Origin of the sequence: Prevotella sp. HMSC073D09, from assembly GCF_001814145.1 — a bacterium.
GTDB classification, from domain to species: Bacteria; Bacteroidota; Bacteroidia; order Bacteroidales; family Bacteroidaceae; genus Prevotella; species Prevotella conceptionensis.
Window position 1 is genome coordinate 9,973 of sequence record NZ_KV815088.1, and the last position, 24,923, is coordinate 34,895.

The 24,923-nt window shown below is 49.5% G+C and carries 17 protein-coding genes; 12 read left to right on the plus strand and 5 right to left on the minus strand.

Features of this window, described 5'->3' with window-relative positions; genetic code table 11:
- Positions 1-59 precede the first annotated feature (59 nt).
- Together HMPREF2955_RS07450 and HMPREF2955_RS07455 are read left to right on the plus strand one after the other, a co-directional pair.
- Complete coding sequence (locus HMPREF2955_RS07450; RefSeq protein WP_070722308.1) at positions 60-677, plus strand: HAD-IB family hydrolase; 618 nt, start codon at positions 60-62, stop codon at positions 675-677.
- Positions 643-2,496, plus strand: a complete 1,854-nt coding sequence (locus HMPREF2955_RS07455; protein ID WP_083317657.1) for a DUF6080 domain-containing protein — start codon at positions 643-645, stop codon at positions 2,494-2,496. Before HMPREF2955_RS07450 ends, HMPREF2955_RS07455 begins: the two co-directional genes overlap by 35 nt.
- A gap of 450 nt (positions 2,497-2,946) precedes the next feature.
- Here HMPREF2955_RS07455 and HMPREF2955_RS15780 read toward each other — a convergent pair whose 3' ends face one another.
- Positions 2,947-3,132, minus strand: coding sequence for a hypothetical protein (locus HMPREF2955_RS15780; protein WP_139145506.1), 186 nt, complete (start codon positions 3,130-3,132; stop codon positions 2,947-2,949).
- A gap of 401 nt (positions 3,133-3,533) precedes the next feature.
- Between HMPREF2955_RS15780 and HMPREF2955_RS07460 the strand changes: the two genes are divergently transcribed.
- Entirely contained in the window at positions 3,534-4,868 is a 1,335-nt protein-coding gene (locus HMPREF2955_RS07460; RefSeq protein ID WP_070722309.1) for a DUF6080 domain-containing protein, read from the plus strand.
- Between the two features lie 15 nt (positions 4,869-4,883).
- Positions 4,884-8,300, plus strand: a complete 3,417-nt coding sequence (locus HMPREF2955_RS07465) for an AAA domain-containing protein (protein ID WP_070722310.1) — start codon at positions 4,884-4,886, stop codon at positions 8,298-8,300.
- 274 nt (positions 8,301-8,574) lie between these two features.
- Here the strand turns inward: HMPREF2955_RS07465 and HMPREF2955_RS07470 are convergent, their stop codons facing one another.
- From HMPREF2955_RS07470 to HMPREF2955_RS07485, 4 genes are all read right to left on the minus strand, one after another.
- Positions 8,575-9,042 (minus strand): nucleoside deaminase, encoded by a 468-nt coding sequence (locus HMPREF2955_RS07470; RefSeq protein WP_070722312.1) that lies wholly within the window; start codon positions 9,040-9,042, stop codon positions 8,575-8,577.
- Between the two features lie 2 nt (positions 9,043-9,044).
- Entirely contained in the window at positions 9,045-9,689 is a 645-nt protein-coding gene (aat, locus tag HMPREF2955_RS07475; RefSeq protein WP_070722314.1) for a leucyl/phenylalanyl-tRNA--protein transferase, read from the minus strand.
- Between the two features lie 212 nt (positions 9,690-9,901).
- A complete protein-coding gene (locus HMPREF2955_RS07480) occupies positions 9,902-12,163 on the minus strand; it encodes an AAA family ATPase (protein WP_070722316.1) in 2,262 nt (753 codons plus the stop codon).
- Positions 12,164-12,168: 5 nt separating this feature from the next.
- On the minus strand, positions 12,169-12,471 hold the full coding sequence (locus HMPREF2955_RS07485; protein ID WP_044078192.1) for an ATP-dependent Clp protease adaptor ClpS: 303 nt from the start codon (positions 12,469-12,471) through the stop codon (positions 12,169-12,171).
- Positions 12,472-14,631: 2,160 nt separating this feature from the next.
- On the opposite strand from HMPREF2955_RS07485, the gene HMPREF2955_RS16840 reads away from it, so the two are divergent.
- From HMPREF2955_RS16840 to HMPREF2955_RS07525, 8 genes are all read left to right on the plus strand, one after another.
- Complete coding sequence (locus HMPREF2955_RS16840) at positions 14,632-15,108, plus strand: hypothetical protein (protein WP_246830094.1); 477 nt, start codon at positions 14,632-14,634, stop codon at positions 15,106-15,108.
- Positions 15,109-15,132: 24 nt separating this feature from the next.
- Positions 15,133-15,465 (plus strand): hypothetical protein, encoded by a 333-nt coding sequence (locus tag HMPREF2955_RS07500; protein ID WP_139145507.1) that lies wholly within the window; start codon positions 15,133-15,135, stop codon positions 15,463-15,465.
- 183 nt (positions 15,466-15,648) lie between these two features.
- Positions 15,649-15,795: a hypothetical protein gene (locus HMPREF2955_RS15785; RefSeq protein WP_210401289.1), complete on the plus strand. Its 147-nt coding sequence runs from the start codon at positions 15,649-15,651 to the stop codon at positions 15,793-15,795.
- A gap of 38 nt (positions 15,796-15,833) precedes the next feature.
- A complete protein-coding gene (locus tag HMPREF2955_RS07505) occupies positions 15,834-16,598 on the plus strand; it encodes a hypothetical protein (RefSeq protein WP_139145508.1) in 765 nt (254 codons plus the stop codon).
- Positions 16,599-17,370: 772 nt separating this feature from the next.
- Positions 17,371-19,803 carry a TonB-dependent receptor gene (locus HMPREF2955_RS07510; protein WP_246830095.1) on the plus strand — a complete coding sequence of 811 codons (2,433 nt, stop codon included), beginning with the start codon at positions 17,371-17,373 and terminating at the stop codon, positions 19,801-19,803.
- Between the two features lie 42 nt (positions 19,804-19,845).
- Entirely contained in the window at positions 19,846-21,300 is a 1,455-nt protein-coding gene (locus HMPREF2955_RS07515; RefSeq protein ID WP_139145509.1) for a hypothetical protein, read from the plus strand.
- 156 nt (positions 21,301-21,456) lie between these two features.
- Positions 21,457-22,839, plus strand: a complete 1,383-nt coding sequence (locus HMPREF2955_RS07520) for a hypothetical protein (protein ID WP_070722335.1) — start codon at positions 21,457-21,459, stop codon at positions 22,837-22,839.
- Positions 22,840-22,897: 58 nt separating this feature from the next.
- Positions 22,898-23,959: a DUF4876 domain-containing protein gene (locus HMPREF2955_RS07525; protein ID WP_070722340.1), complete on the plus strand. Its 1,062-nt coding sequence runs from the start codon at positions 22,898-22,900 to the stop codon at positions 23,957-23,959.
- Positions 23,960-24,923 lie beyond the last annotated feature (964 nt).

Here is a 24,923-nt window from a genome sequence, read left to right on the forward strand (position 1 = left end):
ACCCTTTCACCCTTTCACCCTTTCACCCTTTCACTTTTAAAGATGAGTCCGATTATATGATGACTACAAATTCTACAACGTCCATACGCGTTTCACTTTTCGACTTCGACGGCACGCTAACCACGCTCGATACCCTGCCCGCCTTTATCGCCCACGCTGTGGGAAGGTGGCGGATGCTTGTGGGATTTGGGCTTTACCTGCCCCTGATCGTGCTGATGAAGTTGCACCTATATGCAAACGGACGAGTAAAAGAACGGCTATTCGCCCACTTCTTCAAAGGGATGACGCTCGAAACGTTCGATGCACACTGCCAATCGTTCGCTAAAAACAACGCACACATACTGCGGCCGCAAGGCATAAAGGCCATTGAAACGGCCTGCCAACGAGGCGAAAGCGTGCTGATTGTTAGTGCCAGCATCACCAATTGGGTGCTACCCTTCTTTCGTCAACTGCCACAAGTGCAGGTTATCGGCACACAAATAGCCGTAGAAAATGGGAGGCTGACGGGGCGATTAGCCTCGCCCAACTGTCATGGAGCAGAAAAAGTGCGGCGCGTGGAAAGCCTTTTCACCCCCCGACAACAATACTATATCACGGCCTACGGCGACAGCCAAGGCGACAAAGAAATGCTAGCTTATGCAGATGAACCACATTACAAACCCTTCAGAACAAAATAAACGACAAAGCTTAGGCGAAATGTTGCGCTTCGGCATCGTTGGCTTGACGGCCACCGCCATACAATACGCCACTTATTGGGTGGGGTTGCAGTTTACCAACCACAACCTAGCCATGACCGTGGCTTATCTTCTCAGCTTTGCCTTTAACCTTTGGGCCAGCCTGCGTTACACCTTCCGTGTGGGCGCAACACCTGGCCGTTGGGCTGGTTTTGCCGTGGCTCATGTGGTGAACTATCTGTTGCAAATGGCCACACTCAACCTTTTTGTTGACCTTGGCGTTAGCAAAACACTCGCGCCCTTACCCATGTTTGCCGTCTGTGTGCCCATCAACTTCCTGCTGGTGCGCTTCTTTCTCAAACACAATGGCATACGTATGTTTGCCGTCTTCAAGGTTCGGCGCGAGGAATGGGGCGTTGGTGCGCCCTTGCTTATCCTCCTCATGGGGCTGCACGCCCTGCTCATCGCGCGTTATTACGCGCTTTTCACGCCTATGCAAGCCCATTACTGGGACCTTTTCATTCGCAACTTCCACCTTTCGGGGTTCGACCCCATCACCTACGTCGTGGTTAGCGATTGGCAAGCCGGCTACAACGTGTATCGCCATCCCCTACTAGCCTTCTTCATGTATGTGCCATACATGATTAACCAAGGCCTGATGTGGCTCACGGGCATCAACTGCGCCATCTTCGTTGTGGCTGCGCTGCAAACCTTCGCCGCTTTCTATTCATTGGTGTTTCTTCACAGGTTGTTGCGCCGCGTTATGGGGCTAACCTTGTTCGATACCCGCCTGCTAAGCCTGTTTTTCTTCTCATTGGCCTACATCATTGTATCGGCCATTGCGCCCGACCACTTCATCCTTTCGCTCTTTGCCCTGCTACTCACCCTCTTAGTAGCCGCCAACCACCAACAACAAGCCACAACCATGCCCACGTGGAAGGCCCTTTGCCTATTCGTTCTCACGGCTGGCATATCGCTTAACAATGGCTTAAAAGTATTCATTGCCGCATTTTTCGCCAACGGCCGCCGCTTTTTCCGTCCCCGTTTCCTACTCTTTGCCGTGCTATTGCCTTCGGCCTTGATATGGGCTTTCGCCCGTTTCGAGTACAAACGCTTTGTTTGGCCAGGCGAAGTTAAGCGCCATCAGGCACGCGACAAGCGTAAGGCGGCAGCTAAGAAGAAAGCCGAAGAGGATGCCCGCAAACGCCAATTGGCATGGGAAGAGGCCGTGCGAGAGGCGAAAAAGAAAAATCCACATAACCCCGAACTACCGCCACGCCCCACCAACACAGCCCCAAAGAAGGGCCAAAACAATGGCGCAGCCGCCAAAATGGGCAAGCCCATGATGCAAGGAGAATTTATGCGGTGGACCGACATCAGCACTTCGCGACTGCAATCGGTTACAGAAAACCTCTTTGGCGAGAGCATTCAGCTGCATCGCGACCATCTGTTGGAAGACATGAATGGGCGTAGGCCCGTCATTGTTCACTATCGTTGGGCCGTCAATTACGTGGTCGAAGGGTTGCTGGTGGTGCTCTTTGTGGCTGGTCTTTGGGTGGGACGGCGCAACAAGCTGTTGCTCATGGCCCTGGCCTTTGCCGCTATGGACTGGGTTTTACACGTAGGCCTGGGGTTCGGTCTTAACGAGGTGTACATCATGACAGCCCATTGGGCCTACGTGCTGCCTTTGGGTTTGGCCGCCCTCCTCTTAACCGCCACAGGCCGAAAGCGCACCTTTTTGCGCATTGCCATTGGCTCGCTCACCCTTTGGCTGTACGCGTGGAACCTGTATGCTTTGGTAGATTATCTGCTCAACAGCTAGACGCCACACCCACAAATTAGTAATTATATTTTACAAACAGCATCCTATTTACCACCCACTTCTAGCGAAAATTAAGGGCTAAAAGCAAGCAATTAGCCGCTATTTGCAGTCATAGGCATTTCTTTTTCTGTCCAATTTTAAGAGTGCTTGCTGCATTTAGCACCATTTTGCCTTTCTATTTGGTGCCAAGCTCGTTGTTTTTTACCCCCAAAAACCTGCATTTAGCCCCTAAAATGCCGCTTTTTAATGACTATTTTGCCCTTTTGAGCCATGTTTTTCATGGTTCGAAAGGGTTTGTTTATACCATTTGCAGTGGATGTTTATGCTTATCGTCTTGCATTTTGCAGCATTTTGCACTGCATTTAGCACCATTTTGGCCTGCATTTAGCACCAAAACGCACTGCGTTTAGCACCATATTGCAATGCGTTTAGCACCAAAACGCACTGCATTTAGCGGCATATTGCAGTGCATTTAGCAGCAAATAGCCCCAAAACGGGTGCAAATGGCGGTTCTTTTAAATAAAAATTCATTTTACCGCATTCGCAGGCTAACCCCATTTTGCAGCCAAACAAACCTTCGCGAGAATCGATTATTTGCGGCTGGGTGGGCAGTTGGTGAATAAAAAGGGCACTCATAATGTTAAAATTTCTACCAAAAAGTGGACAAAATTTGGGTTGGCGAGTTAACGAGTTGACAAGCTGACGAGTTGATGAGTTTACAAGTTAACGAATTTTTGAGTTGATGAATTGACAAGTTTACAAGTTAACGGGTTGACGAGTTAACGGTTTTTTGAGTTGACGAGTTAACAAGTTAACAAGTTAACGAGTCGGCAAGTAAATTACATACCGCCCGAACTTTTTGTGATATGATGTGGCTCTCTCTATATAAAAAATGCTACATTTGCACATATAAACCATTTAAGGCTGGCTCTAAAAATTACCCTCACAGCATTTTTAGACCTTATATTTGCCGTAAATACGGCCCGTTTAGCACATAACCAAAGCCGCAAGGCACGCATAACATATACTTAGAACACATGTTTAAACTAAGAAAAGAAGAGAAACCGCTGGCCCTAGTAGCCTTCTTGGTGTTTGCATTGCAAAATGCACTCACCCTATATAAGTACCACGACCTTTTTACACGCGTGGGATTTAGGGGCTATTGGGTGCTGTTTCATGAAATGTTCCACGTTTCGGGCTACGATGCCTACTCGTGTATCTACCTCTCAAACGGCAAAATATACTACGAGCTCTCGCGCCATCCACTGTTCGGTCCCTTACTCGCACCCTTCTATTGGCTTAACGATGCCATCATCAAGCAATTCGACTTCAACGCCGCCATCTACATCATGGCCGTGTTGCTTACACTCTGCGCCACCCTCAGCGCGGTGCTGCTGTTTCGCATTTTGCGTTCGCAAATAGGCTTAAAGCTGGTAGATGCCCTTGCGCTTACCACGCTGTTGTTTTCGTTTGCATCGATTATGTTGGCCGTCATGCTACCCGACCACTTTTGCTTTTCGCTGCTATTGCTCATACTCACCTTATATATAGCCAACAAAGGCAAAGCTATGGAATGGTGGCAAACGGCACTACTGTTGCTGTTAACGGCTGGCATAACGCTTAGCAACGGCGCAAAAACACTCTTGGCCGACCTTTTCAGTACGGGGAAGAACTTCTTTAAGCCACGCCGCCTGCTGTTGGCCGCTGTGTTGCCGCTAGTTATTTTGGGTGCAGCCTTCTATGCCCAATACACGCTACAACTGCTACCACGCGAGCAGGAGTCGGCAAGGATTGAGGCGCAAGTGCGGAAAAAGAACCCCAATGCCATTAAACGCAGTGTGGCGCACGAGGCCCGAAAGGAACGAATTATCGGCAAACCAATGGGCAACGACCCCGTACTGAAATGGACCGACAAGGACACACCACGACTAACGAGCGTGGTGGAAAACGTGTTTGGCGAGAGCATACAGCTGCATCGCGACCATTTATTGGAAGATCTGTTTATCTCGCGCCCTGTTGTTGTGCACTACGAGCATTGGTTTTTCTACGCCGTGGAGGCTTTCGTGGTGGTGCTTTTCGTGGTAGGACTGCTTTGCGGCATGCGCCAAAAGCTGCTTTGGCTCTGCCTGTCGTGGCTGGGGGTAGACATCTTTTTGCACATTATTCTGGGGTTCGGGCTGAACGAGGCCTACATCATGGGCACCCATTGGCTGTTCATCATCCCCATCGCCATTGCCTTTATGTTCAAGCGTCTGTCGGCCAAGCCCGCCCTTGTGCTGCGCTGGGCAATTGTGGCATTGGCCCTCTATCTCTACGTTTACAACGCACGGCTCGTCTTCCAATTTATGTCTCATCCCTTAACCATTGGCTAAATACCACACCGCAACATGCCCAACCCACGCACATACATCACCGCCGACGAGTTGTTTCGCCGCATCGACCACACTTTATCCACGGCAACCACAAATCCCGAAAGCATCAACAAGCAGCTGCACGACACCCTTTCGCTGGCCTGCGATGGTGCATTGCAAGACAGTTTACAGGCCTTCGGCAACCTATTTTCCAAGGTAGACTTTCTTTGCAAACGGCATCGCATCGCCCTGCGCGATGTGGTGGCCATACAACAGATGCGTAGGGAGAGCAATAAGGCACTGCCCATACCCGCGGCAGACGTGCCATATCATTGTAGGGCACTAGCTATCTTCGTGTCGGCTGTGTACAACAAGCACATTCCCAGCATGCTTGTTGGGCGCATCGCACCCACAAACAAGCCGCCAAAAGAGTTGCGACACGTGGACTTTCGCTACCTGCGCTGCATTGTAGACCAATGCAACGACAGCTGCATAATGGTGAAAATAGACCATGAAAGCTATGAAGAGCCTATGGTTCTGAACTTAGAGACAGAAGAACAAGCCTACCTTAAACCCCTGCTCCGCATGGGAATGCAACTCAACTTGCTAGATTGCACCAAGCAAGGCCATGCGCTTTTGCCGCGATTGGTGGTGATAGAACCCGACTTTCTGCTCGACATCAGTGCCATTGCACGCTGCTTTACCGATTACGGACACCACCCCTTGGCCTACACCGTCAACAGAATGGGGGCCAATGCCAATTCGCAAGCCATACTGGTGGGTAGCTTTGCGGGCGCAGCACTAGACGACATCATTAACAACAACACCGATTACGACTGGCGACAAACCTTTACCAACACCTTTAAAGAGCGCACAATGGACTTTTGCACCTGCCCCGACCTCAACGTGCGAGAGCCTTTTCGCGAGGTGGCAGTTAACCAAGCCAACAACATTGAGGAGATTGTAGACCGCCTTTTCGATAACGAACAAGAGGGGTTCGACCGCTCGAAAGCCTTGCTCGAACCCTCGTTCGTGTGCGAAGAACTGGGCTTGCAAGGTCGCGTTGACCTCATGACGAGCGACTTTCGACTGCTGGTGGAACAGAAATCGGGTGCTAATTACAACATTCAACGCAACCAACCCAACGAGTATGGCAGCTTTCAAAAAGAAGACCATTATGTGCAATTGCTGCTATATTACGGCGTTTTGCGCCACAACTTCCGCCTGTCTAACCATCAAGTAGACATCCGTCTGCTTTATTCCAAATACCCTTTGCCTGGCGGATTGGTGGTGGTGGCCTATCTGCAACGCCTTTTTCACGAGGCCATACGCCTGCGCAACGAAATTGTTGCACAAGAATTTGGCATTGCCCAACAAGGCTTTGACAGCATTATCGACAAGCTTTCGCCCGACACGCTGAACCAAAACCAACTCTGTTCTACCTTCTATCATCGTTATCTCGAACCCCAAATTGCAGCCGTAACCACACCGCTGCATAAGCTAGAAACACTGGAACGCGCCTACGTCTGCCGCATGCTTACCTTCGTTTACAACGAACAGTTGCTGGCAAAGGTTGGCGCACAGCAGACGCAAGGTCACAGCGGAGCCGACCTCTGGAACATGCCCTTGACCGAGAAACGAGAAACGGGGAACATTTTTACTGCCCTTGAACTGCAAAAGGCAGAGAAGAGCAACAGCTATAATGGGGTGGACACGCTGACATTCGACGTTCCTGAACAGGCCGACGACTTCCTTCCGAACTTTCGTCGCGGCGACATGGTGTACCTCTATGCCTACGAACCCGATGCCGAACCCGACGTACGGCAAAGCATTTTGTTTAAAGGCGTGCTGGTAGACATCGCCGTTGGGCAGATTGTTGTGCACCTGAACGATGGTCTGCAAAACGAAAATTACTTGCAAGGCGATAAGCATTTTGCCATAGAACATGCCACAAGCGACGTGGGTAGCACATCGGCCGTGAAGGCTTTACATAGCTTTGCCACGGCTAACGCCCAGCGCAAAGCCTTGCTTCTGGGGCAAAGGGCACCGAAATACGATGCCCAAACGGAGCTGTCGCTAAGTTATCATCCCAGTTACGACGAGGTGCTGTTGCGCATAAAACAAGCGCGCGACTACTTTTTGCTTGTTGGTCCGCCTGGAACGGGCAAGACTTCGATGGCCCTGCGCTTTATCGTTGAAGAGCAAGCGGGTAACATTCTGCTGATGTCGTACACCAACAGGGCGGTAGACGAGATATGCGACATGCTGCTATCTGCTGAAATTCCTTTCCTTCGCATCGGCAACGAATACAGCTGCGACGAACGTTTTCGTCCCTTTTTGCTAGACCGTTTGGTGGACAGCGACCCCAAATTGAGCCTTATCAAGCAGCGTATCGCGGCCTGTCGCGTATTTGTTGGCACAACATCCACCATGCAATCGCGCTCCAACATCTTTGCGTTGAAACACTTCGACCTGGCCGTTATCGATGAGGCATCGCAGATATTAGAACCCAATATCGTGGGTTTGCTCTCTGCCAATCTGCCTCACGACACGGCCATTTCCCACGGATTGCGCCCCCAAAGCGACAGTTTGCCTGCCATTGACAAGTTTGTGCTTATCGGCGACCATAAGCAATTGCCCGCCGTGGTTCAACAAAACGCCGCCCAAGCCACAGTGAACGACCCGCAACTAAATGCCATCGGCATAACCGATTGTCGCCAATCGCTCTTCGAACGGTTGATACATTGGGAACGAAGTCAAGGTCGCACGCGTTTCATCGGCACACTTAACCGCCAAGGACGCATGCACCCGCACATCGCACGTTTCCCCAACGAGATGTTTTATGCCCACGAACGGCTCGATGTGGTGCCGTGTCCGCATCAGGAAGAGCAACAACTTGACTACAACCTGCCATCGCAAGACGTGCTTGACGACCAGCTGAAAGCCCATCGCCTGCTGTTCTTCGCGGCAGAAAACAACGAAAACGAAAGTCCATCAGACAAGGCTAACCCTGCCGAGGCGCGCATCGTGGCTCGCATATTGGGGCGCATCCACCGCTTTTACGGCAAGCACTTCGATGCCAACCGCACTGTTGGGGTCATCGTTCCTTACCGAAACCAAATTGCGATGATACGTCGCGAGTTGCAAAAGCAGGGTGTCGCCGAACTAAACAACATCACCATCGACACCGTTGAACGCTATCAAGGGTCGCAAAGAGACGTCATTGTCTACTCGTTCACCATCACTCACCGCTACCAACTGGACTTCCTCACTGCCAATTGCTTTGAGGAAGACGGCCGAATTATCGACCGCAAACTGAACGTGGCACTTACACGAGCACGTAAACAGATGATTATAACGGGACACATACCAACCCTAAACCATAACCGAACATTCAAAGCACTTATCCAACACGTAAGGGAAAATGGATTGGTGGTGGAAGAAGAAGGGTAAGACAACAAGCTTATGAATTTGTGGGGATGAGAATTTCATCCTACTCATCCTATATATACGTACCTACACGCACGTGAAAGGCGCCAGTTTAAGATAACAAACAACGTCCAATGCGTTTGTTTCTTGGCCTTTCTCCAGGTGAAAGCCACCTGTTCAAGACAACAAATAACTCATAACAACCCATGTACGTGTTAGTGGCGTTGCACCAACTATCGCTATGCGGTAGGTAGTGCAACGCCACTCAAAACGTTTAATATGAGAGAAAATGTGGGCCTCAATACTCCGTCTTCTCCACCTTCTCCTCCCACATTTTAAAGGCATTGATGGCCTCGTTGGGCAGCAACAGTTCCATATTCTTGCTGCGTTCGCTGGGTTTCAGCGCCATTTCGTGGTAGATAAAGTCGTCGTCGAAACCGATGTTGGCGGCATCTTCGCGGTTGTTGGCGTAGTAAACGTTGTCGAGACGCGCCCAATAAATGGCACCCAGACACATAGGACAAGGCTCGCACGAGGTGTAAATGTCGCACCCCGAAAGATTAAACGTGCCCAACTTACTACTTGCCAACCTAATGGCGCTTACCTCTGCATGCGCCGTAGGGTCGTGATCTAAGGTAACACGATTGGCTGCCTCGGCAATAATCTCGCCTTTGCGTGCAATCACCGCCCCAAAAGGGCCTCCTCCGTTTTTCACACTATCCTCACTCAGAGCTATTGCCCTGCGCATCAGTTCTTCTTTGTTCATTTTTATTCTTTCTGTATAATCTTAAGGTAATCGTCGTACGCGATAAACCGCCCACCCATCGAGCGCAAGTGCGGCGTTTCAAATTGGCAGTCGATTATTAGGCCACCATGTTCGCTCATATAATGCGCCAAGTGGATAAGGGCAAGCTTGCTAGCACTGGGTGCCAACGAAAACATACTCTCGCCAAAGAAACAACGGCCGATGGTTACGCCGTAAAGACCACCCACAAGGCGGTCGCTTTGCCACACTTCAATGCTGGCGGCGAACCCTTGTTCGTGCATCTTGCGGTAGGCTTTCACCATATCAACCCCCAGCCAAGCCCCATCTTCCTTAATGCGCAGTCGGCTGCAATGCCTTATCACCTCGTCGAACTCTTGGTTAAAGGTAACATGATAGGTCCCCCTGTTTATCAACGAGCGCATGGAATGCGACACATGAACCTCGGCAGGAAAGATAACAAACCGCTGCATGGGGCAATACCACAATATCTCGCGGTTGTAGCGGAACGAGTACCACGGGAAAATGCCGTAGCTGTAAGCCAGCAACATGCGGTCTACCGACAAGTCTCCGCCAACAGCCAGCAAGCCGTCGGGTTCACCCAGATGCGGGTCGGGGAACGAGAGTGTTTTATCTAACGCGAACACCATAGTTAATTAGGAATTTGGTTAACACCATCAACGCTCCAAAACGTCTTCGCCGCATATACGGATACGGCAAAGGAAAAGATTGTTTTTGAAACGCAGAATTCCCCCCTCAACGACCTTTTCAGCCCATTGTATGCGTAAAGATTGCTATATGTAGAAACAAACTTGGGCATTGCGAGAGAGATTTTTAAAACGATGTTAGCGGTTGTAGCAGCTCATTTAGGCACTTCGAGCACCAGCTGCACATTGGTGTCGTCGGGTGTTGGCGGTTCGTGGCCCTTCGTTTTCACGATGGCCTTGCCGCCTTTTTTCAGCTTTCCGAAAAGCATTTCTCGGGTAAGCAGTGGTTTTAGCAATGCGGCGATAACACGATCCATTTCGCGTGCGCCATACTGCGGTGTGAAACCCTTTCGCAACAGGTAGCTTTCGGCCGCACCATCGAGCGTAAGCTCCACGTTGCGCGCAGCCAACTGCTGTTGCAGGGCCTTTATTTTCTTCCCCAAAATCAGTTGCGCCATAGGCTCGTCCATATCGCGGAACACCACGGTGGCCGAGAGGCGGTTGATGAATTCGGGTTTAAACGTCTTCTTAACCTGCGCCATCATAGCCTCGCCCCGCGACACATTGCCGGCAAATCCCACACTGGCTTGCGAGGCAAACTGCGCACCGGCGTTGCTCGTCATGATGAGAACTACGTTGCGGAAGTCGGCTTTCTGACCTTTATTATCCGTCAATCGCGCATAATCCATCACTTGCAGCAGGATGTTGTAGATGTCGGCGTGTGCCTTTTCTATCTCGTCGAGCAGCAACACGCAGTTGGGTGTCTTGCGTATCGCATCGGTAAGCAGACCCCCATCTTCGTATCCCACGTATCCCGCAGGCGAACCAATGAGCTTTGCCACAGCATGTTTCTCGGTGTATTCGCTCATGTCGAACCGCACCAATTCAATACCCAGCTCAGTGGCCAACACGCGTGCCACCTCTGTTTTTCCCACGCCCGTAGGTCCAACAAACAGCATGGCAGCCAGCGGTTTCCCCTCTTCGGTAAGTCCGGCCTTAGCCGTCTGTATGGCTTGCGTAACCAATTCCACGGCTTGGTCCTGACCGTAAATCAGTCCTTTCATGCGCTTTTCCAGCGTAAACAGCGCCTCGTTGCCCTCGTCTTTCAAGGCAACGGCCTGCACCTTGCACACCTTCGTAAGCACATCGGCCACCAAAGCCTTATCCACTTTCTGCCGTTTTGTGGGCAAAGGGTGCATTTGGCGGTAGGCTCCGGCCTCGTCAATCAAGTCGATAGCCTTGTCGGGCAGGAACCTATCGTTAACATACTTGGCACTGGCATGCACGGCAAACTCGATAACTTCGGGCGAATAATGCACGTTATGGAACTTCTCGTACTGCCTTTTCAGTCCGTTAAGTATCTTGATTGCCTCTTCGGGCGACGGTTCGGGTACGTCTATCTGTTGGAAACGGCGCACAATACCGGCACTCTTGGCAAAATATCGGTTGTATTCGGCATAGGTTGTGCTGCCGATAAAGCGCACGTCTCCCCCTTCCAGATAGGGTTTGAGCATGTTCGATGCGTCCATTGAGCCTTCGCTCGAACGGCCTGCGCCCACCAAGTTGTGTATTTCGTCGATGTAAAGGATGGTGTTTCCCTCCGTCAGCAGTCCGTTCATCACCTGCTTAATGCGCTTTTCCAAATCGCCCCGGAATTGCGTTCCGGCCAAGATGGTGCCCATGTCCATTTGGTAAATTCGGCATCCCCTCAGCCTTTGCGGCACGTCGCCCCGCTCTATCATGGCCGCCAGCCCATACACCAAGGATGTTTTGCCCACACCAGGTTCGCCCACATGCAGCGGGTTGTTCTTTTCCTTGCGGCACAACACCTGTATGGTGCGTTGCAGTTCTTCTTCCCTGCCAATAAGCGGATTATGTTTTTTGTACGTGTCGTTCACGCATGTAACGAGCGAACGCCACGGTGCCTCTTCCTCATCTTCCTCGTCGTCGTTGCCGAAGACGGGCATGTCGTCGTCTTCATCATACAGTTCCACCAGTTCGGCCACGAAGTTAGAGGCGTTCTCGCCCAGCTGTCTGCTCAGCAGATAAGCCGCATCAGAGTTTTGCAAGCCTAGAAGTGCCGTTACCAAATGCGGCACTTGCAGCATGTCCACATCGGCCATCATGGCCAGCTTGCGGGCATTGGTAAGCACTTCGGCCGTCTGCACCGAATTTTCCGGCACATGAAACCACTCCGTGGGCACCTTTTCCATCTTCCCCACCACGTTGTCTAGCTGTGCCATCAGCCTAGTGGTGTTGCCCCCCGATGCTTGTAATGCAATAGAAAAGTTGTCTAAGTTTGTCATGGCCATGAGCAGATGCTCGGGTGTGACAAACTCGTTTCTGTACAACATGCAATAGTTCAACGCACTATTGAGTACTTGGTCGGTTTCATGAGAATTGATATATATTGGCATGGCGGTTATCCAGGTTGACAGGTTAAACGTAGCGGGTAGCCGGCATGGCGTGCCATGTCCGTGGCCTTACTCACTTTCGACATGGCCACATCGTAGCTATAAACGCCCACAACGGCCTTGTCGCTTCTATGCACGGCAAGCATCAGGGCCTCGGCTTCGGTCTCCGACTTAAAGAACACGACTTTCAGTATCATCACAACGAAGTCCATTGTGGTGAAGTCGTCGTTATGAATAAGCACCTTATATTTGCGCGGTTCGCGCAGATTGGTGCGTATGCGCTCTCTAATTGCCTCTTGTTGCTTTGCCATACAAGTGCAAATATAGTGCGAAAGCACGAAAGTGCAAAATTTTTTAGCTTAAAACATTGGCCCAAAATGCAGTTTTTCCTAATGTGATACAACCTTTCAGCCATGTAGGACAAGATGCAAGGGCTTTGAACGGGGAAAAATGCATACCAAAACACACAGCATTGCTTTTCGAGGGATGGAGCCGTGTTGAATTTAAACCCAAATCTGCCGTTAGAGTCTGTGCAGATTTTTTTCATTTGTTGAGCATATTGCCTGCCTCATTTTTAAAGGCATGGCGCGCTACGTTGAGAAGACAAGCCCGGCAAGATGCCGACAAGCAGACGAAAGAAGAACACGAAACGACGGGAGAAACCTAAACGATTGATAAGTGACCTGACGGCCGATTGGGGTTATCGTCAAACAGAACTGCTATTGGAAAATTGTTGTTAGAAGAATGTGAGATGTGCGTAGCATGGCATCAAGAAACCCTTACGCAAAGGAAAAGGGAGCCATTTTATTTACTCATGATGCACAACCGGTTTTCCAAATCCAATTTTGTTTAACGCTAAACACGTCCATAAATTGAATGGAGCTTGTTTCTTTATGCCACAAACACAATACAACACGCCCCCACGTGCAAGGCATAGCCAAACAGAATTGCTTTTGGAAATTTGTTATTAGAAGGTTGCAAGATGTACGTAGCATGGCATAAACAAACCCCTACCCAGACGAAAATGAACACTTTGGTTTGCTTACGGCATATTTATGGTTTTCCAAGTACAACCCTGTTTGACCATAAATCCACTCACAGGCCTATCCACTCAAAAGGCTCAACAACTCCCGAACACATCAACTCATCAACCAGCAAGCACAAGAACTCATAAACCGAACAACCCCCGACCTCATCAAACCCACCACCCCACCACTCTTGCTGACCCGTCAACTTGCCAACTCGACAACCAACGAGCCCACCAAACCACCATTCTTGTCAACTCGCCAACTTGTCAACTCGGCAACTTGTCAACTCGACAACCTACAAACCCACCACCCCACCACTCTTGTCTACCCGTCAACCGGTCAACTCGTGAACCAACAAACCCACCAACTCAAAACTTAAATCATTATTCTTTATTTTACAAAGCCCCTCAAATTCTCTCGCCATTCTAGCGAAAATATTGGCTAAAAGGTAGGAAAATTCCTACCATTTTCACCCTCTCACGCCCCTCACTTTGTCCATTTTTAAGAACAAGACCCGCATTTTGCACCATTTTGCCTTTCTAATTTGGTTGGAAGACCGAAATTTTTCAAGCCCAATTACACCCATTTTACCCCTAAAAACCCACTTTTCGATAGACATTTTGCCCCTATAAGCCACATATTTCATGGTTCAAAAAGGTTGTATTTATACCATTCCTGCGGATATTTATGCTTTTCGCCTCGCATTTAGCACCCTTTTACACTGCATTTAGCACCATTTCACCTTGCATTTTGCACCAAAACGCACTCCATTTTGCACCAAAACGCACTGCATTTAGCACCAAAACACACTGCATTTAGCACCAAAACGCACCCCATTTAGCTGCAAATCGCCCCCAAATGGGTGTTAGTGGCGGTTAGTTTAAATAAAAATTCATTTTGCCTGCATGTACAACTAACCCCTTTTTACACCAAAACAAACCTCCGCAAGAATCGATTTTTTGCGGCAAGGTGGGCGATTGATTGTCAGAAAGGGCATTCATAATGTTAAAATCCCTACCGAAATCAAGACAAAAACAAATGTGGCGCACACACGCACATCTGCAACGACACGGAAAACACGCACACCCACTGCCGCCAGCGCGAGCTGTTGCTGGGCATACATTAAAGTTCAAGACCACTTCATTGTTCTGCATCAATCCCTATATTTTTTGCTTAAAATGTTTGAACAAAACAAGAATAATCGCTATATTTGCATCTGTAACATTAACCGACTTACTCAAACAATTTATCAACACCAAATGTTCTTTTGTATGACGAAACTTATACAGAAGTGCCGTGTCGCACAACAAGGTGGGCATTGAGGGACTTTACACCTATGGGCTGCCGCACAACCTGAAAGATGTTAGCCAGCTTGCGCAAATAGGGTACGCATATAGGGGAAGTGAAGATGAATTTTAACAACAGAAGGATGAGAGGTGCGCTATGAACAATAAATTAAAAATGATTTTGTTATCAACCCAAACGCTAATGCTTACGGGCTGCCCGATGATAGATAGCGAGAGTGTAAATATAAAAATCATTAATCGGAGTGATAAGGAAATATCATTTCAACCCAATGAGTTTGCGTACCCCTTTTCGAAGAAAGATACGCTGCTGCAAAATCACATACCCGTCTGCGGGATAAAGGCCAAGGGGTATTGTCTGTATTCTGCAACAACAAATTCGGATTGGAGGAGGGAGCTGTATGGAGGGAGGATTTTACAAATCCTTGTGATTGAAGATGGCGACCAACTCCTAAAATACTGGCCAAGTCATGAAGATACGTTACGAAGGTATGTGCCGGTGGTGCAACGCTATCATTTGACAATAAAAGATTTGGAACGATTGCACTGGATTGTTTCCTATCCGCCAACAGAGGACATGGAAGACATTAACATGTGGCCACCCTATAAGAAATAAGTATTGACATAAACAAATATAGATATGAAATTTTGTTGTTTCGCTTTTGAAATGTATTATACGTTAGAGAACCGATATTGCTACAATATCAGAAAGGTAAAGCTAACGTCTCCCCGCCTGACAGAACACGGCATGATGAAGTATTATAACATACCTTCCTTGCGTGGAACCAGACATAAGCGAGCGGACATTTGTTTCGTTATGACGATGGGCTATGATACATTTACATTTGATGCACCAACGGTGTTCATCTCGTTCTGCCCATTTTGTGGTGCGAATTTATACGACTACTATAAGAGTGACGAATACGTGAATGAGATAGAAGGCGAAACCTTTAAGTTCTTTAAAGACCAATGAGGGGTGTAGTATTATGATGTAGCCAGTTTCTACAGCTATTGTGCAAGGCATAAAGACGAGCGGAGCGATGAGGTCGCGTTGGCATTTTAAGGGGAAACAAGCAAGGAAGAAGGGTTCTAGCGTATCGATGGATGCTCCAGCAGTTAACGGAAAGGATGGCAAGCCATTGCTTACCTGGTTCAGATGCAAAACGGTATATACAGAACGGAGGAAGAGTTTTGGCGAGCAGTGAGGGATTTCTTCGAACGCATCACCGATGACAAAGAAGAGTTGGGGGCGTTTCTAACTCTCAATTTCCGATTGGTTAATTCCAAAACCATTTCGTTGTAACTATAAACGTTTTTACTTAATCTTCGGAGTGTATTAGTATGAAAGTAACAATTTCAAGTGTCATTCTATTGTTTTGTAGTATTTCTTTAATGGCACAGCAAGAAAAGATCAGCTTTGCCTACGACAGTTTCGGATATAAAATGGCTGCTCAAAGGCGGTTTGTGGAGCTATACTCACAAGACGCAGACAGCCTCCCCTCCTACCAGTCAATAAGTCGGCTGCCAAACAAATTCAAGACAGAGGATTTAGTTTTCATTTCTATACCCATCTTGGGGTGGAAAAACCTAACATACAGATGTGGGGATAATATTGAGCCTTTAATAGCATTTAAGCAGGATTTCTTATTTCAAGAGGTGATTGTTGTAAGGAGAGAAAAAGGTTTAAGAGTTAAAACCTTTGAGATTTTCGATTCTTTCAATGAAGAAAACCGAAAGAAAGACAGCATAAACAATGTTCAATTTTCTTTGGTAGGAAGACCTATAATGCCTGATAGGGATGGGGTAGAAAAGCGAATACATAAATACTGTTTAGAGAATCCCAATGTATTTGTTTTTATGCTCAGGGGGTTGGATGGCTATTATGCCGTTATTAAGGGAGAGTTCGTAAAGTTGGTTTTGAGAGGAGGCAAAATCAAAGGCGTGCCAGGTAGCGAATTTATTTGTAAGCACTATGGGCAAGAGTTTGTTAACGATGCTATTACCGATGGCTTTAGAACTGGTTATGTATACTTGGGCTGTAGCGATTGCAAGGTGCATAAGTCGATAATGATTGAAATTGTTAAGAATGAAAGTCAAAAGCAATAATTATGGAGTTGTCTTGACCTTGCCTTTCATCCTTTCATCTGAATAAGTGCGAGTGACATTAAATATCGCACAGAAAACAAGCATAATGAGCACTACATATTATACACCCCCTATCGGTTCATTAAACCGCTTGTCAATTATTCTTGTCTGTTTCTATCGCCTCCTGTTTGTCTTTCGATTTGGACTTGAATGTCGACAACCCTCCCACACTCCCCCTTACTTAGTACCCCGCAACTAAAAGCCAAAAATATTTACCTACCATTCGGTATTGCGAAAGTTGTAATTTATTAAGACCTTTGCAAAGATTTTTCAATACAGTGCAATTCAACTGCTGTTAACGCAAAAGGAATATCAGCACAAGCACCTATCGCCGTTCGAAAGAAAACAACGGTCACCTTCGTTACACTGCAAATTCAGTGAAGGCAGTGAGGGCCGTTACGAACAGCACATGGTGCACACTCCTTAATATCAATAAGGTGGTTTTCAGAAAAAGGCAACGTCTAGTACAAACCCACACAAGGTTTTGGAGCGACATGTCAAAGCCACCTTGGCAACCGAACGACGAACATCATCAGCCAGATAAGCGGGCAAAGGCACGCAGGCGCCACCTTGTCATCGCTTTTGCAGGATAGCACCGCCACGTTCAAGGGTTGCCGTTTACAAGCCAAAACACATCTACTCAAAGAAACGGGGGTAGACCTTAGAAACCCCTCTAACGAGGTTATACCACATTAACAGGGAAAATGTAACATTCCCTATATCAGGAACTAAAATGAAGAAAAACGAGAAAAACGAAAGGTGCACAGACACTTCCGCAAGCATAGCCGGGCATGCCACGCTATGCCTGGTACTGCTGTTGTGCTTAGGAGGAAGGCCACAAGGGGCGTTTGGAAGTCCAAAGGCTGGTGCAGAGGTGCACGTCAACGCAGAAGAAACCACACAAACCGTGGTGGTGAAGAGCGAAAGTACAGGCGAACCCATTGCGGGAGCCGTGGTGAGATGCGACGCCGCCGCTGCACCTGCCGTAACAGACATTAACGGACTATGCCGGCTGCAACTGAAAGGCAAGACCGAAAAGGTCAAGATAGAGGTATCGTCGGTGGGTTACAAACGCCTTACGCAAACCATTACGCCCACCCCTAAGCAAACGCTGACGCTGAAAATGGTCGACGATGCCAAGATGATTGGCAATGTGGAGGTGACGGCACAGAAACGGCATACCACACAATTGCAACAAACGGCCACCATCGGCAGCGATGCTTTGGAGAAAGGTGGAGCCACATCGCTGGCCAAACTGCTGGAAACGGTGCCTGGCGTAAGCTCGATCAGCACCGGAAACACCATCGCCAAGCCCGTAATTCAGGGCATGCACAGCAGTAGGATATTGCTGATGAACAACGGCGTGAGGCTGGAAAGCCAGAGTTGGGGTGCCGACCACGCACCCGAATTAGACTACACGGGGTCGAGCATGGTTGAAGTTGTGAAGGGAGCAGAATGCATACGCTATGGTTTCGGTGCCATGGGCGGCGTGGTATTGCTCAACGATGCACCGCTGCCTTGGGGCAACAAGCGGGTGACAACCAAGGGAAACGTAAACATGGGGTACGACACCAATGCCCGAGGGGCAAGCGGAAGTGCAACCGTTGAGGCGGGTTACGGCCCGTGGGGAGCGCGTGTGCACGGCATGTACACCAAAGGCGGCGACTACCGCACGGCCGACTACCGCCTGAACAACACGGGATACAACACCATCAGCCTGTCGGGCATGGTGGGGTTTGAGGGAAAACACATAACGGCCACACTCTTCTCCAGCATTTATTATCAGCGTAGCGGCATCTACTATGCCAGTAAGGTGAGCGACCTGGACCAGTTGGTGAAACGATTTGAGTATGGCCGGCCCGACCCACAGACCATCCAACCCTTCTCGTACGAGATAAAACCGCCCTTCCAACAGTCGCAGCATGTCACCCTGAAAGGCGAAGTTAAATGGCGGCTTAACCCAAGCCATCAGATTGATTTCACCCTCTCGTTCCAAGAGAACCTCCGCCAGGAGTTTGAAAACCGCAAGAAAGCGCAGTGGAGCTGGATACCCGTGCAAGACCTCATCCTTAAAACCTACAAGGCAGACGTGCTCTGGCATGCCAAGTGGAAGCTGTGGAAGATGACCACCGACGCAGGCCTTTCCAACACTTACCAAACCAACTACAACTACCCAGGGACAAAACAGCCGGCCTTCGTGCCCAACTTCGCCGCCCTTTCGATGGGAGGCTACTTCCTGCACAAGACCGAATGGGGACGGTTGCAAATGGCGTTGGGCATGCGTTACGACTTCCGCGTGATGTCGGTTAACGGCTACACCAGCCTGAGCAACTACACCTACTACGACGACTTTAAGCTTTACAGCAACTTCACGGCCAGCCTTGCAGGCCATTACCAGATAGACGACAACTGGGACGTAAGGGCAAACATCGGATGGTCGTGGCGTCCGCCAGACATCAATGAGCTTTATGCCATCGGCCTGCAAGAAGGCTCGTACTGGGTGGTGGGCAACAGGCACTTGGCCAGCGAGCGCGGCTACAAGTCGGTTGTGGGTGCACGATACCGCAACACATGGCTCAACGTAGAGCCCAGTTTCTTCTATCAACGCATCAACAGCTACATATACGACCACATCGGAACGGGCAAAAACCGCTTTCACAACCATCCCAGCGGCAAGTATCCCAAGTTTATTTACGACCAAGACGACGTGCGGCTCATGGGCGGCGACATAGAAGCCACGGCCAAACCCATCGAAGGCCTATCGCTCGTGGCAAAGGGCGAGTGGATGTTTGCGCGAAACATCACCCGCGACGACTGGCTGCCCTTCATGCCCTCAGACCGCTATGGGCTATCGGCCACCTACACGCACGCCATAGACAAAAGCGGGAAATGGCGCGGAACGGTGTCGCTCTCGGGCATATACGTAACCAAACAAACACGGTTCGACCCCGACAAAGACCTTGTAAGCGACTCGCCCGACCCCTACTTCCTGCTCAACGGCACGGCCGAAGTGGCCTTGCGCATGCCCCAACACCGCGAGCTGAAACTCATGCTCGTGGGCGACAACATCCTGAACAACCTTTATAAGGAGTACACCGACCGATTTAGGTATTACGCGCACGAACGTGGAGCCAACTTCTCCATCAGGACACTCTTTAAATTTTAATTCCTAACGTTCTCCATATAACGCAACAAAAGCGACAACATCATGCAACGCATACACCTTAAAACAGCGGCAATGGCCATCGCCCTCTCGGCCCTTTCGGCAAGCTGCACCAACGAACAAGTGGACGATTTCTTCAAGAAAATCGTGCAAGCACCCCCTTCGTCCATCGAACGCGACGTAAAGGGGCACGACCAAATATACAGCGTACACGCCATCCTGCGAATGGGATACAAGGGCGGACTTATCGGCGTGGGTCCCAATGGCGACGATTCCGTTAGGGTTTACAACACCTATCACGTGGCCGCCGACACCACCGTGATACCCATAACGCAAGAAATAGACATCGCCAAAGACGACAATGGCGAAATGACCGTCACCACGCAACGCCGCCAGTTCGACGTGGTGGCATCGCCAGACATCTATTATGGGCTGGAACTGAAATACTACGACCAAAACGGAATGCTCATCAACCACCAGTTTTCCACCTATCCCTTCACCAAAGACAAGGAGGGCGTAAGCGTTCCCGACGAGAACAGCTCCACCCTCATGATGCACCAACACTTCTTCGGCATAGGCAACACCACGCTAGGAGGTGAAACAAAAGAGACCGACAAGGCCGAAACGCCCGACCAACAGGGGCTGCAGCTGGCCTATCCGCGCTCGCTGGACGAACCCGCCACCTACATAGACCGCTACACTTTCAGGCAAAACGGCGGCCAACCTGTGCCGGCCACCAAGTTCTCGGCCACAAATGTCTTTGCACCCAGCGGTTTCGAATACGGAAAGAACAACGTGCCGTACAGCCCCGAGTTGGCTTGGAAAGCCATAGAACGCTCTGGAAAGCCCGAAGCCACACAGCCCTACACGGCATCCGACGGTAAATCCTATAACCTATTTCGGGTGATGGACATGATGGAACTCAACAAAATAACGCCCGAAGTGTTCACCTACGAATATCGGGACACCGACCCCGTGGAGGAAGAACTGGGAAAACTCTTCGTAGACTCGTACAACGACGACTTCATCGACCCCGACACCGATGCCCCAAGACAACGCTATGGCGAAACCGTGGGGTTGCTCAGGCAGGCACGGAGCCTAGATGCAGGCGCGCCACTCGATAGGCTGGGCTTCAAGGGCGTGCTGCAATTTAAGCAAGCCCACATCTGTTTCTCGCTCCAAGTGAAAATCTGCAACATCCTCAACAAAGGTCAGCAGCATGTGGGCGAGCCCGAAAAACCGGCCAAATACGTGAATACGGCCAACAGCGAAAATGGTTACCTGTGGGACTTCAACCAAATACAATCGGGCTGGGACAGTTTCGACATCGACTATCCCCTACCCGTGCGCGTCATCGCCGACGTGAAAGACGGTCAAGCCAAATGCGTTCAAGATGCCAAACGTTTCTATCCCTCGGCAGATGCGGCGCAACTATGGCTTCTCTTCACACAACCCGCCACCTTCTTCTACAAACACCGCAAAAGCGTGGTGGCGATGTAACGGGTGCACACACACCGCACAAACCTATCCAATGGGGCACACCCAGCAATTCAGAAAAGAAACAAAGACATGGATAAAACAAACCAACCAAGCAACGCCAATAAGGCAAATTCGCAAAGAAACGGTGCCGCATGGCGCGCGCGAACCATCGTCACAATGCTTGCAGTTGCCACAACGCTCGTCTTCACCTCCTGCGACGATTTCATCTTCGGCAACGTAAACATCAACTACAACGACAATCCGTTGGAGGCAAAACCCATACCGCACAGCGGAGCCGACAAGTATGTAGACAGCCTGAAGAAGATACGCACCACCCAACCCTTGGCCAACCCCGACCCCAATGGGGCATTCGCCAACTGGGCTACGTGCCTGGCCATGTTTAAAGAAGGGCACTCGCACGGCGACGGTATGATGCACGGCAACTTTGTTTACCACAACGCACCGTGGCGACAAGAGCAGTTTGCCATCATACACAACGGCACCGACAAATGGCCTAGCGTGCAAGTGCAACGCCAAAGCACCGTTACCTACCTCGAACAATATGCGGGAAAACAAGGTCCCGACTATATCCGCATCATCGGCGGAAAGCTAAAACGTTGGGGGTTGTGCCTCTATTTCTTCGACAAGGAGGGCAAACTCATGAACGACGACATACTGAACCACTCGGACGAATACCAGATTTTCTTCACCGTAAGCGATGTAGACGACAAAGGAAACCCCTACGAAGTGACCGACTGCCGAGGCACGTGGCATCCCAACAAAAACAAGTTCGGCGAATGGAAAAAAGGTGGAACGGTAGACAACACGCCCGTTCCGTCGCCTTTCTTCGCCGACAAAACCACGTGGAAACAACGTGCCGACGCAACACCCAAAATATTCGAATACACCTATCGCGACACGTGGATACACGATGCAATGGGCGACGGCGCGCGAGAGCTGTTCAACCAAAGGCTGCTACCACCACTTACGCGCAAAGATGCCGACTGGGCCGTGGCCCCATACGACCAAGACCGCGTGGGACTTAAAGGCCATTTCAACTTCGACCTCGACGCCGACGAAAACGACAAGCTGCACAGCGAATGGCCGTTCGAGATAACCAAACGTACCGACCCCGCCACAGGAGAGGCCGGCAAATACACTCGCCCATCCTACTTGCTGCCCAAGTTCTACCTCTCGGTAAGGGTTATGAAATGCCCAAAGGGGAAGAAAGCACTCATACCACGCGACGAATACCTCAAACGCCATTCCACTTACGAGTTCATCAGCAAGCTTATCTGCGCCGACTGGTTCAATCCCGACGAGCCTAAGGAATACGGTGCCGACTCGCAATGGCAAGAGGTGATACGTTTCAACATCCCCATCAAGGTTTATTGCAGTAGTTTCGACACCGACCCAACGGCCATCGACCCCAACGACCCCTTTTATTATTACCTGGGATTGGAAATAGGCCTGTCGCCCGCCGATGCGCTGGAAGCATCGCAAAACCTGCAAACCCACGGCGTGGGAGGCGGCTCGGGATTTGGCAACTGGTTCCTCTAAACCAAGCATGCAAGCAGCCAACGCCGAACATCAACACAACTTTAAAAGACAACACAAAATGAAACAACTTGCAACACTCGTTTTGCTGGCCCTACTCGCGGGCTGCGTACGAAACGAATTGCCCACCAAGCAATCCAACGCCAAAAGCAAGGTAGACCACCTTATCATCAAGGAGGTATTCTACATTGGGCACTATTGGGTGCGCGACGTGAGCAAATGGGGATTCAAAAACACCAACAACAACTACAACGACGACCAATACATCGAGATATATAACCCCACAGACCAGGTGCAATACCTCGACAACATGGCCCTTTGCGCCCATGCCATCGACCCCACGAAGGTTATCACCTTCGCCCCGAAAGACGATTTCGTGAACCGATACTACGGCGTGAATGCCATCTCGTACTTCCCCGGCAGCGGACACGACCTGCCCGTACAGCCCAAACAGTCGATAATCGTGGCGAAATACGCCACAGACCATAAGGCGATGTTTGAGAAAGAACTCGAAGGCGAAGACCTCTCTCTGTACAAGGGGCTAGACGCTTTCTTAGACCTACGCAAAGCCAACTTCGAATGGACAAACGCCAATTACGACCACTCGGGAAAGAACAACCCCGACGTACCCGACCTGCAAGCCATCATGACCCGTAAAGACAAAAGCGGCAACATTATACCTTCGTACGAGATGCAAGAAATATCCGAACACGGAGGATTGGCATTGGTGAGGCTGCCGTGGACGCCCGAAGACTTTGCGAAAAACTACAAAGACACCAAAGACAAGCGTGGATACCTGCACTACATCACCGTCACCAGTAGTGCCTTTGCCGACTTCGAGGTAATAGAAATTCCTTTCGAATACGTTGTAGATTGCATCACGATTTGCCCTAGAAGCCAATTCCAGATGCGCCCCAGCAAACTGGACAAGGGGTACAACGCCGTAACCGACGTACCTTTCGTCAGCATTAAGAACAGCGACTACCCCACTTACTCGGGATTGGCCCTAACCCGGCGATGGGACGGAAGGAAATTCGTTGACGACGACAACACCAAATCCGACTTTAAGGTGCAAGTGGCATCGCTCTCTAGAAAAGACGACAAGGGAAATCCCATCAAATAACTTTATCCGTTGGCGGTGCATCCGAATTTGTTCCGAATGCACCGCCAACCGTTTTTCGCATCAGGGCGGAACATTCTCCCCCGCATACACCTAAACAAAAGCAAAAGGTTAATTGCTTGAAACCGCTGCACCCCCTCGGCAAGGATTTTTTAGAACAAGAACTTATTGATAACTCATGCCAGTTTTTTTTTTAGCATATAGGGCTTTTCAGAAATCTCCGCTTGTTTGTTTTCAATGTTATCTTGTGGAGAAATGGGAGTAAGCGTATCTAACATTTAGGCTTTAACAAATTGTGGAATTTATCCTAGTTCTCCTAATTATTCTAACCCTTCGAGGGGAGCTAGCCACTCTAACCTTTCTACCCATCCTAGCCTTCCTGTTGTCCTAGCCTCAACTATCACACGCAACCATCTTGTTATCTGTGTGATACCAACACAAGATAAACATTCCGCACATATACGAAGTGCAGAAAAAATCAACTAACGGGCTTTTAAACGTACGAAAGCCCAACAATTCCCTAATACACCAACTTACAAACAGAAAAACTCACAAACTTACAAAGAGGAAAACCCAAAAAGAGGAAAACTCAAAAAATCATCAACTCAGAAACTCACAAACACAAAAACTCATCAACTCATAAACTTGACAACTCACAAACATATAACCTTAAAAACCCACTTATCAACTCGCCAACCCACCCCTCTTGTCAATTTTTCAGTACAAATTTTAACATTATGAGTACCCTTTCCATTCACCAACCGCCAACCTTGCCACAAAAAATCGATTCTCGCGAAGGTTTGTTTTGATTGCAAAAAGGGGTTAGTTGTACATGCAGGCAAAATGAATTTTTATTTAAACTGACCGCCACTAACACCCACTTTGGGGCCATTTGCAGCAAAACGAAGCGCGTTTTGGTGCTAAACGCAGTGTAATATGCCGCTAAACGCAGTGCGTTTTGGTGCTA

Excerpts from the sequence above, each read along its gene's own strand:
- HMPREF2955_RS07470 (WP_070722312.1), bottom strand. The coding sequence starts at position 9,042 with ATGAACAAAGAAGAACTGATGCGCAGGGCAATAGCTCTGAGTGAGGAT.
- HMPREF2955_RS07450 (WP_070722308.1), top strand. The coding sequence starts at position 60 with ATGACTACAAATTCTACAACGTCCATACGCGTTTCACTTTTCGACTTC.
- HMPREF2955_RS07510 (WP_246830095.1), top strand. The coding sequence starts at position 17,371 with ATGAAGAAAAACGAGAAAAACGAAAGGTGCACAGACACTTCCGCAAGC.
- HMPREF2955_RS15780 (WP_139145506.1), bottom strand. The coding sequence starts at position 3,132 with ATGAGTGCCCTTTTTATTCACCAACTGCCCACCCAGCCGCAAATAATC.
- HMPREF2955_RS07465 (WP_070722310.1), top strand. The coding sequence starts at position 4,884 with ATGCCCAACCCACGCACATACATCACCGCCGACGAGTTGTTTCGCCGC.
- HMPREF2955_RS07455 (WP_083317657.1), top strand. The coding sequence starts at position 643 with ATGAACCACATTACAAACCCTTCAGAACAAAATAAACGACAAAGCTTA.
- HMPREF2955_RS07460 (WP_070722309.1), top strand. The coding sequence starts at position 3,534 with ATGTTTAAACTAAGAAAAGAAGAGAAACCGCTGGCCCTAGTAGCCTTC.
- aat (WP_070722314.1), bottom strand. The coding sequence starts at position 9,689 with ATGGTGTTCGCGTTAGATAAAACACTCTCGTTCCCCGACCCGCATCTG.
- HMPREF2955_RS07505 (WP_139145508.1), top strand. The coding sequence starts at position 15,834 with ATGAAAGTAACAATTTCAAGTGTCATTCTATTGTTTTGTAGTATTTCT.
- HMPREF2955_RS07485 (WP_044078192.1), bottom strand. The coding sequence starts at position 12,471 with ATGGCAAAGCAACAAGAGGCAATTAGAGAGCGCATACGCACCAATCTG.
- HMPREF2955_RS07520 (WP_070722335.1), top strand. The coding sequence starts at position 21,457 with ATGCTTGCAGTTGCCACAACGCTCGTCTTCACCTCCTGCGACGATTTC.
- HMPREF2955_RS15785 (WP_210401289.1), top strand. The coding sequence starts at position 15,649 with ATGCAAAACGGTATATACAGAACGGAGGAAGAGTTTTGGCGAGCAGTG.
- HMPREF2955_RS07525 (WP_070722340.1), top strand. The coding sequence starts at position 22,898 with ATGAAACAACTTGCAACACTCGTTTTGCTGGCCCTACTCGCGGGCTGC.
- HMPREF2955_RS07515 (WP_139145509.1), top strand. The coding sequence starts at position 19,846 with ATGCAACGCATACACCTTAAAACAGCGGCAATGGCCATCGCCCTCTCG.
- HMPREF2955_RS16840 (WP_246830094.1), top strand. The coding sequence starts at position 14,632 with ATGAACAATAAATTAAAAATGATTTTGTTATCAACCCAAACGCTAATG.
- HMPREF2955_RS07480 (WP_070722316.1), bottom strand. The coding sequence starts at position 12,163 with ATGCCAATATATATCAATTCTCATGAAACCGACCAAGTACTCAATAGT.
- HMPREF2955_RS07500 (WP_139145507.1), top strand. The coding sequence starts at position 15,133 with ATGAAATTTTGTTGTTTCGCTTTTGAAATGTATTATACGTTAGAGAAC.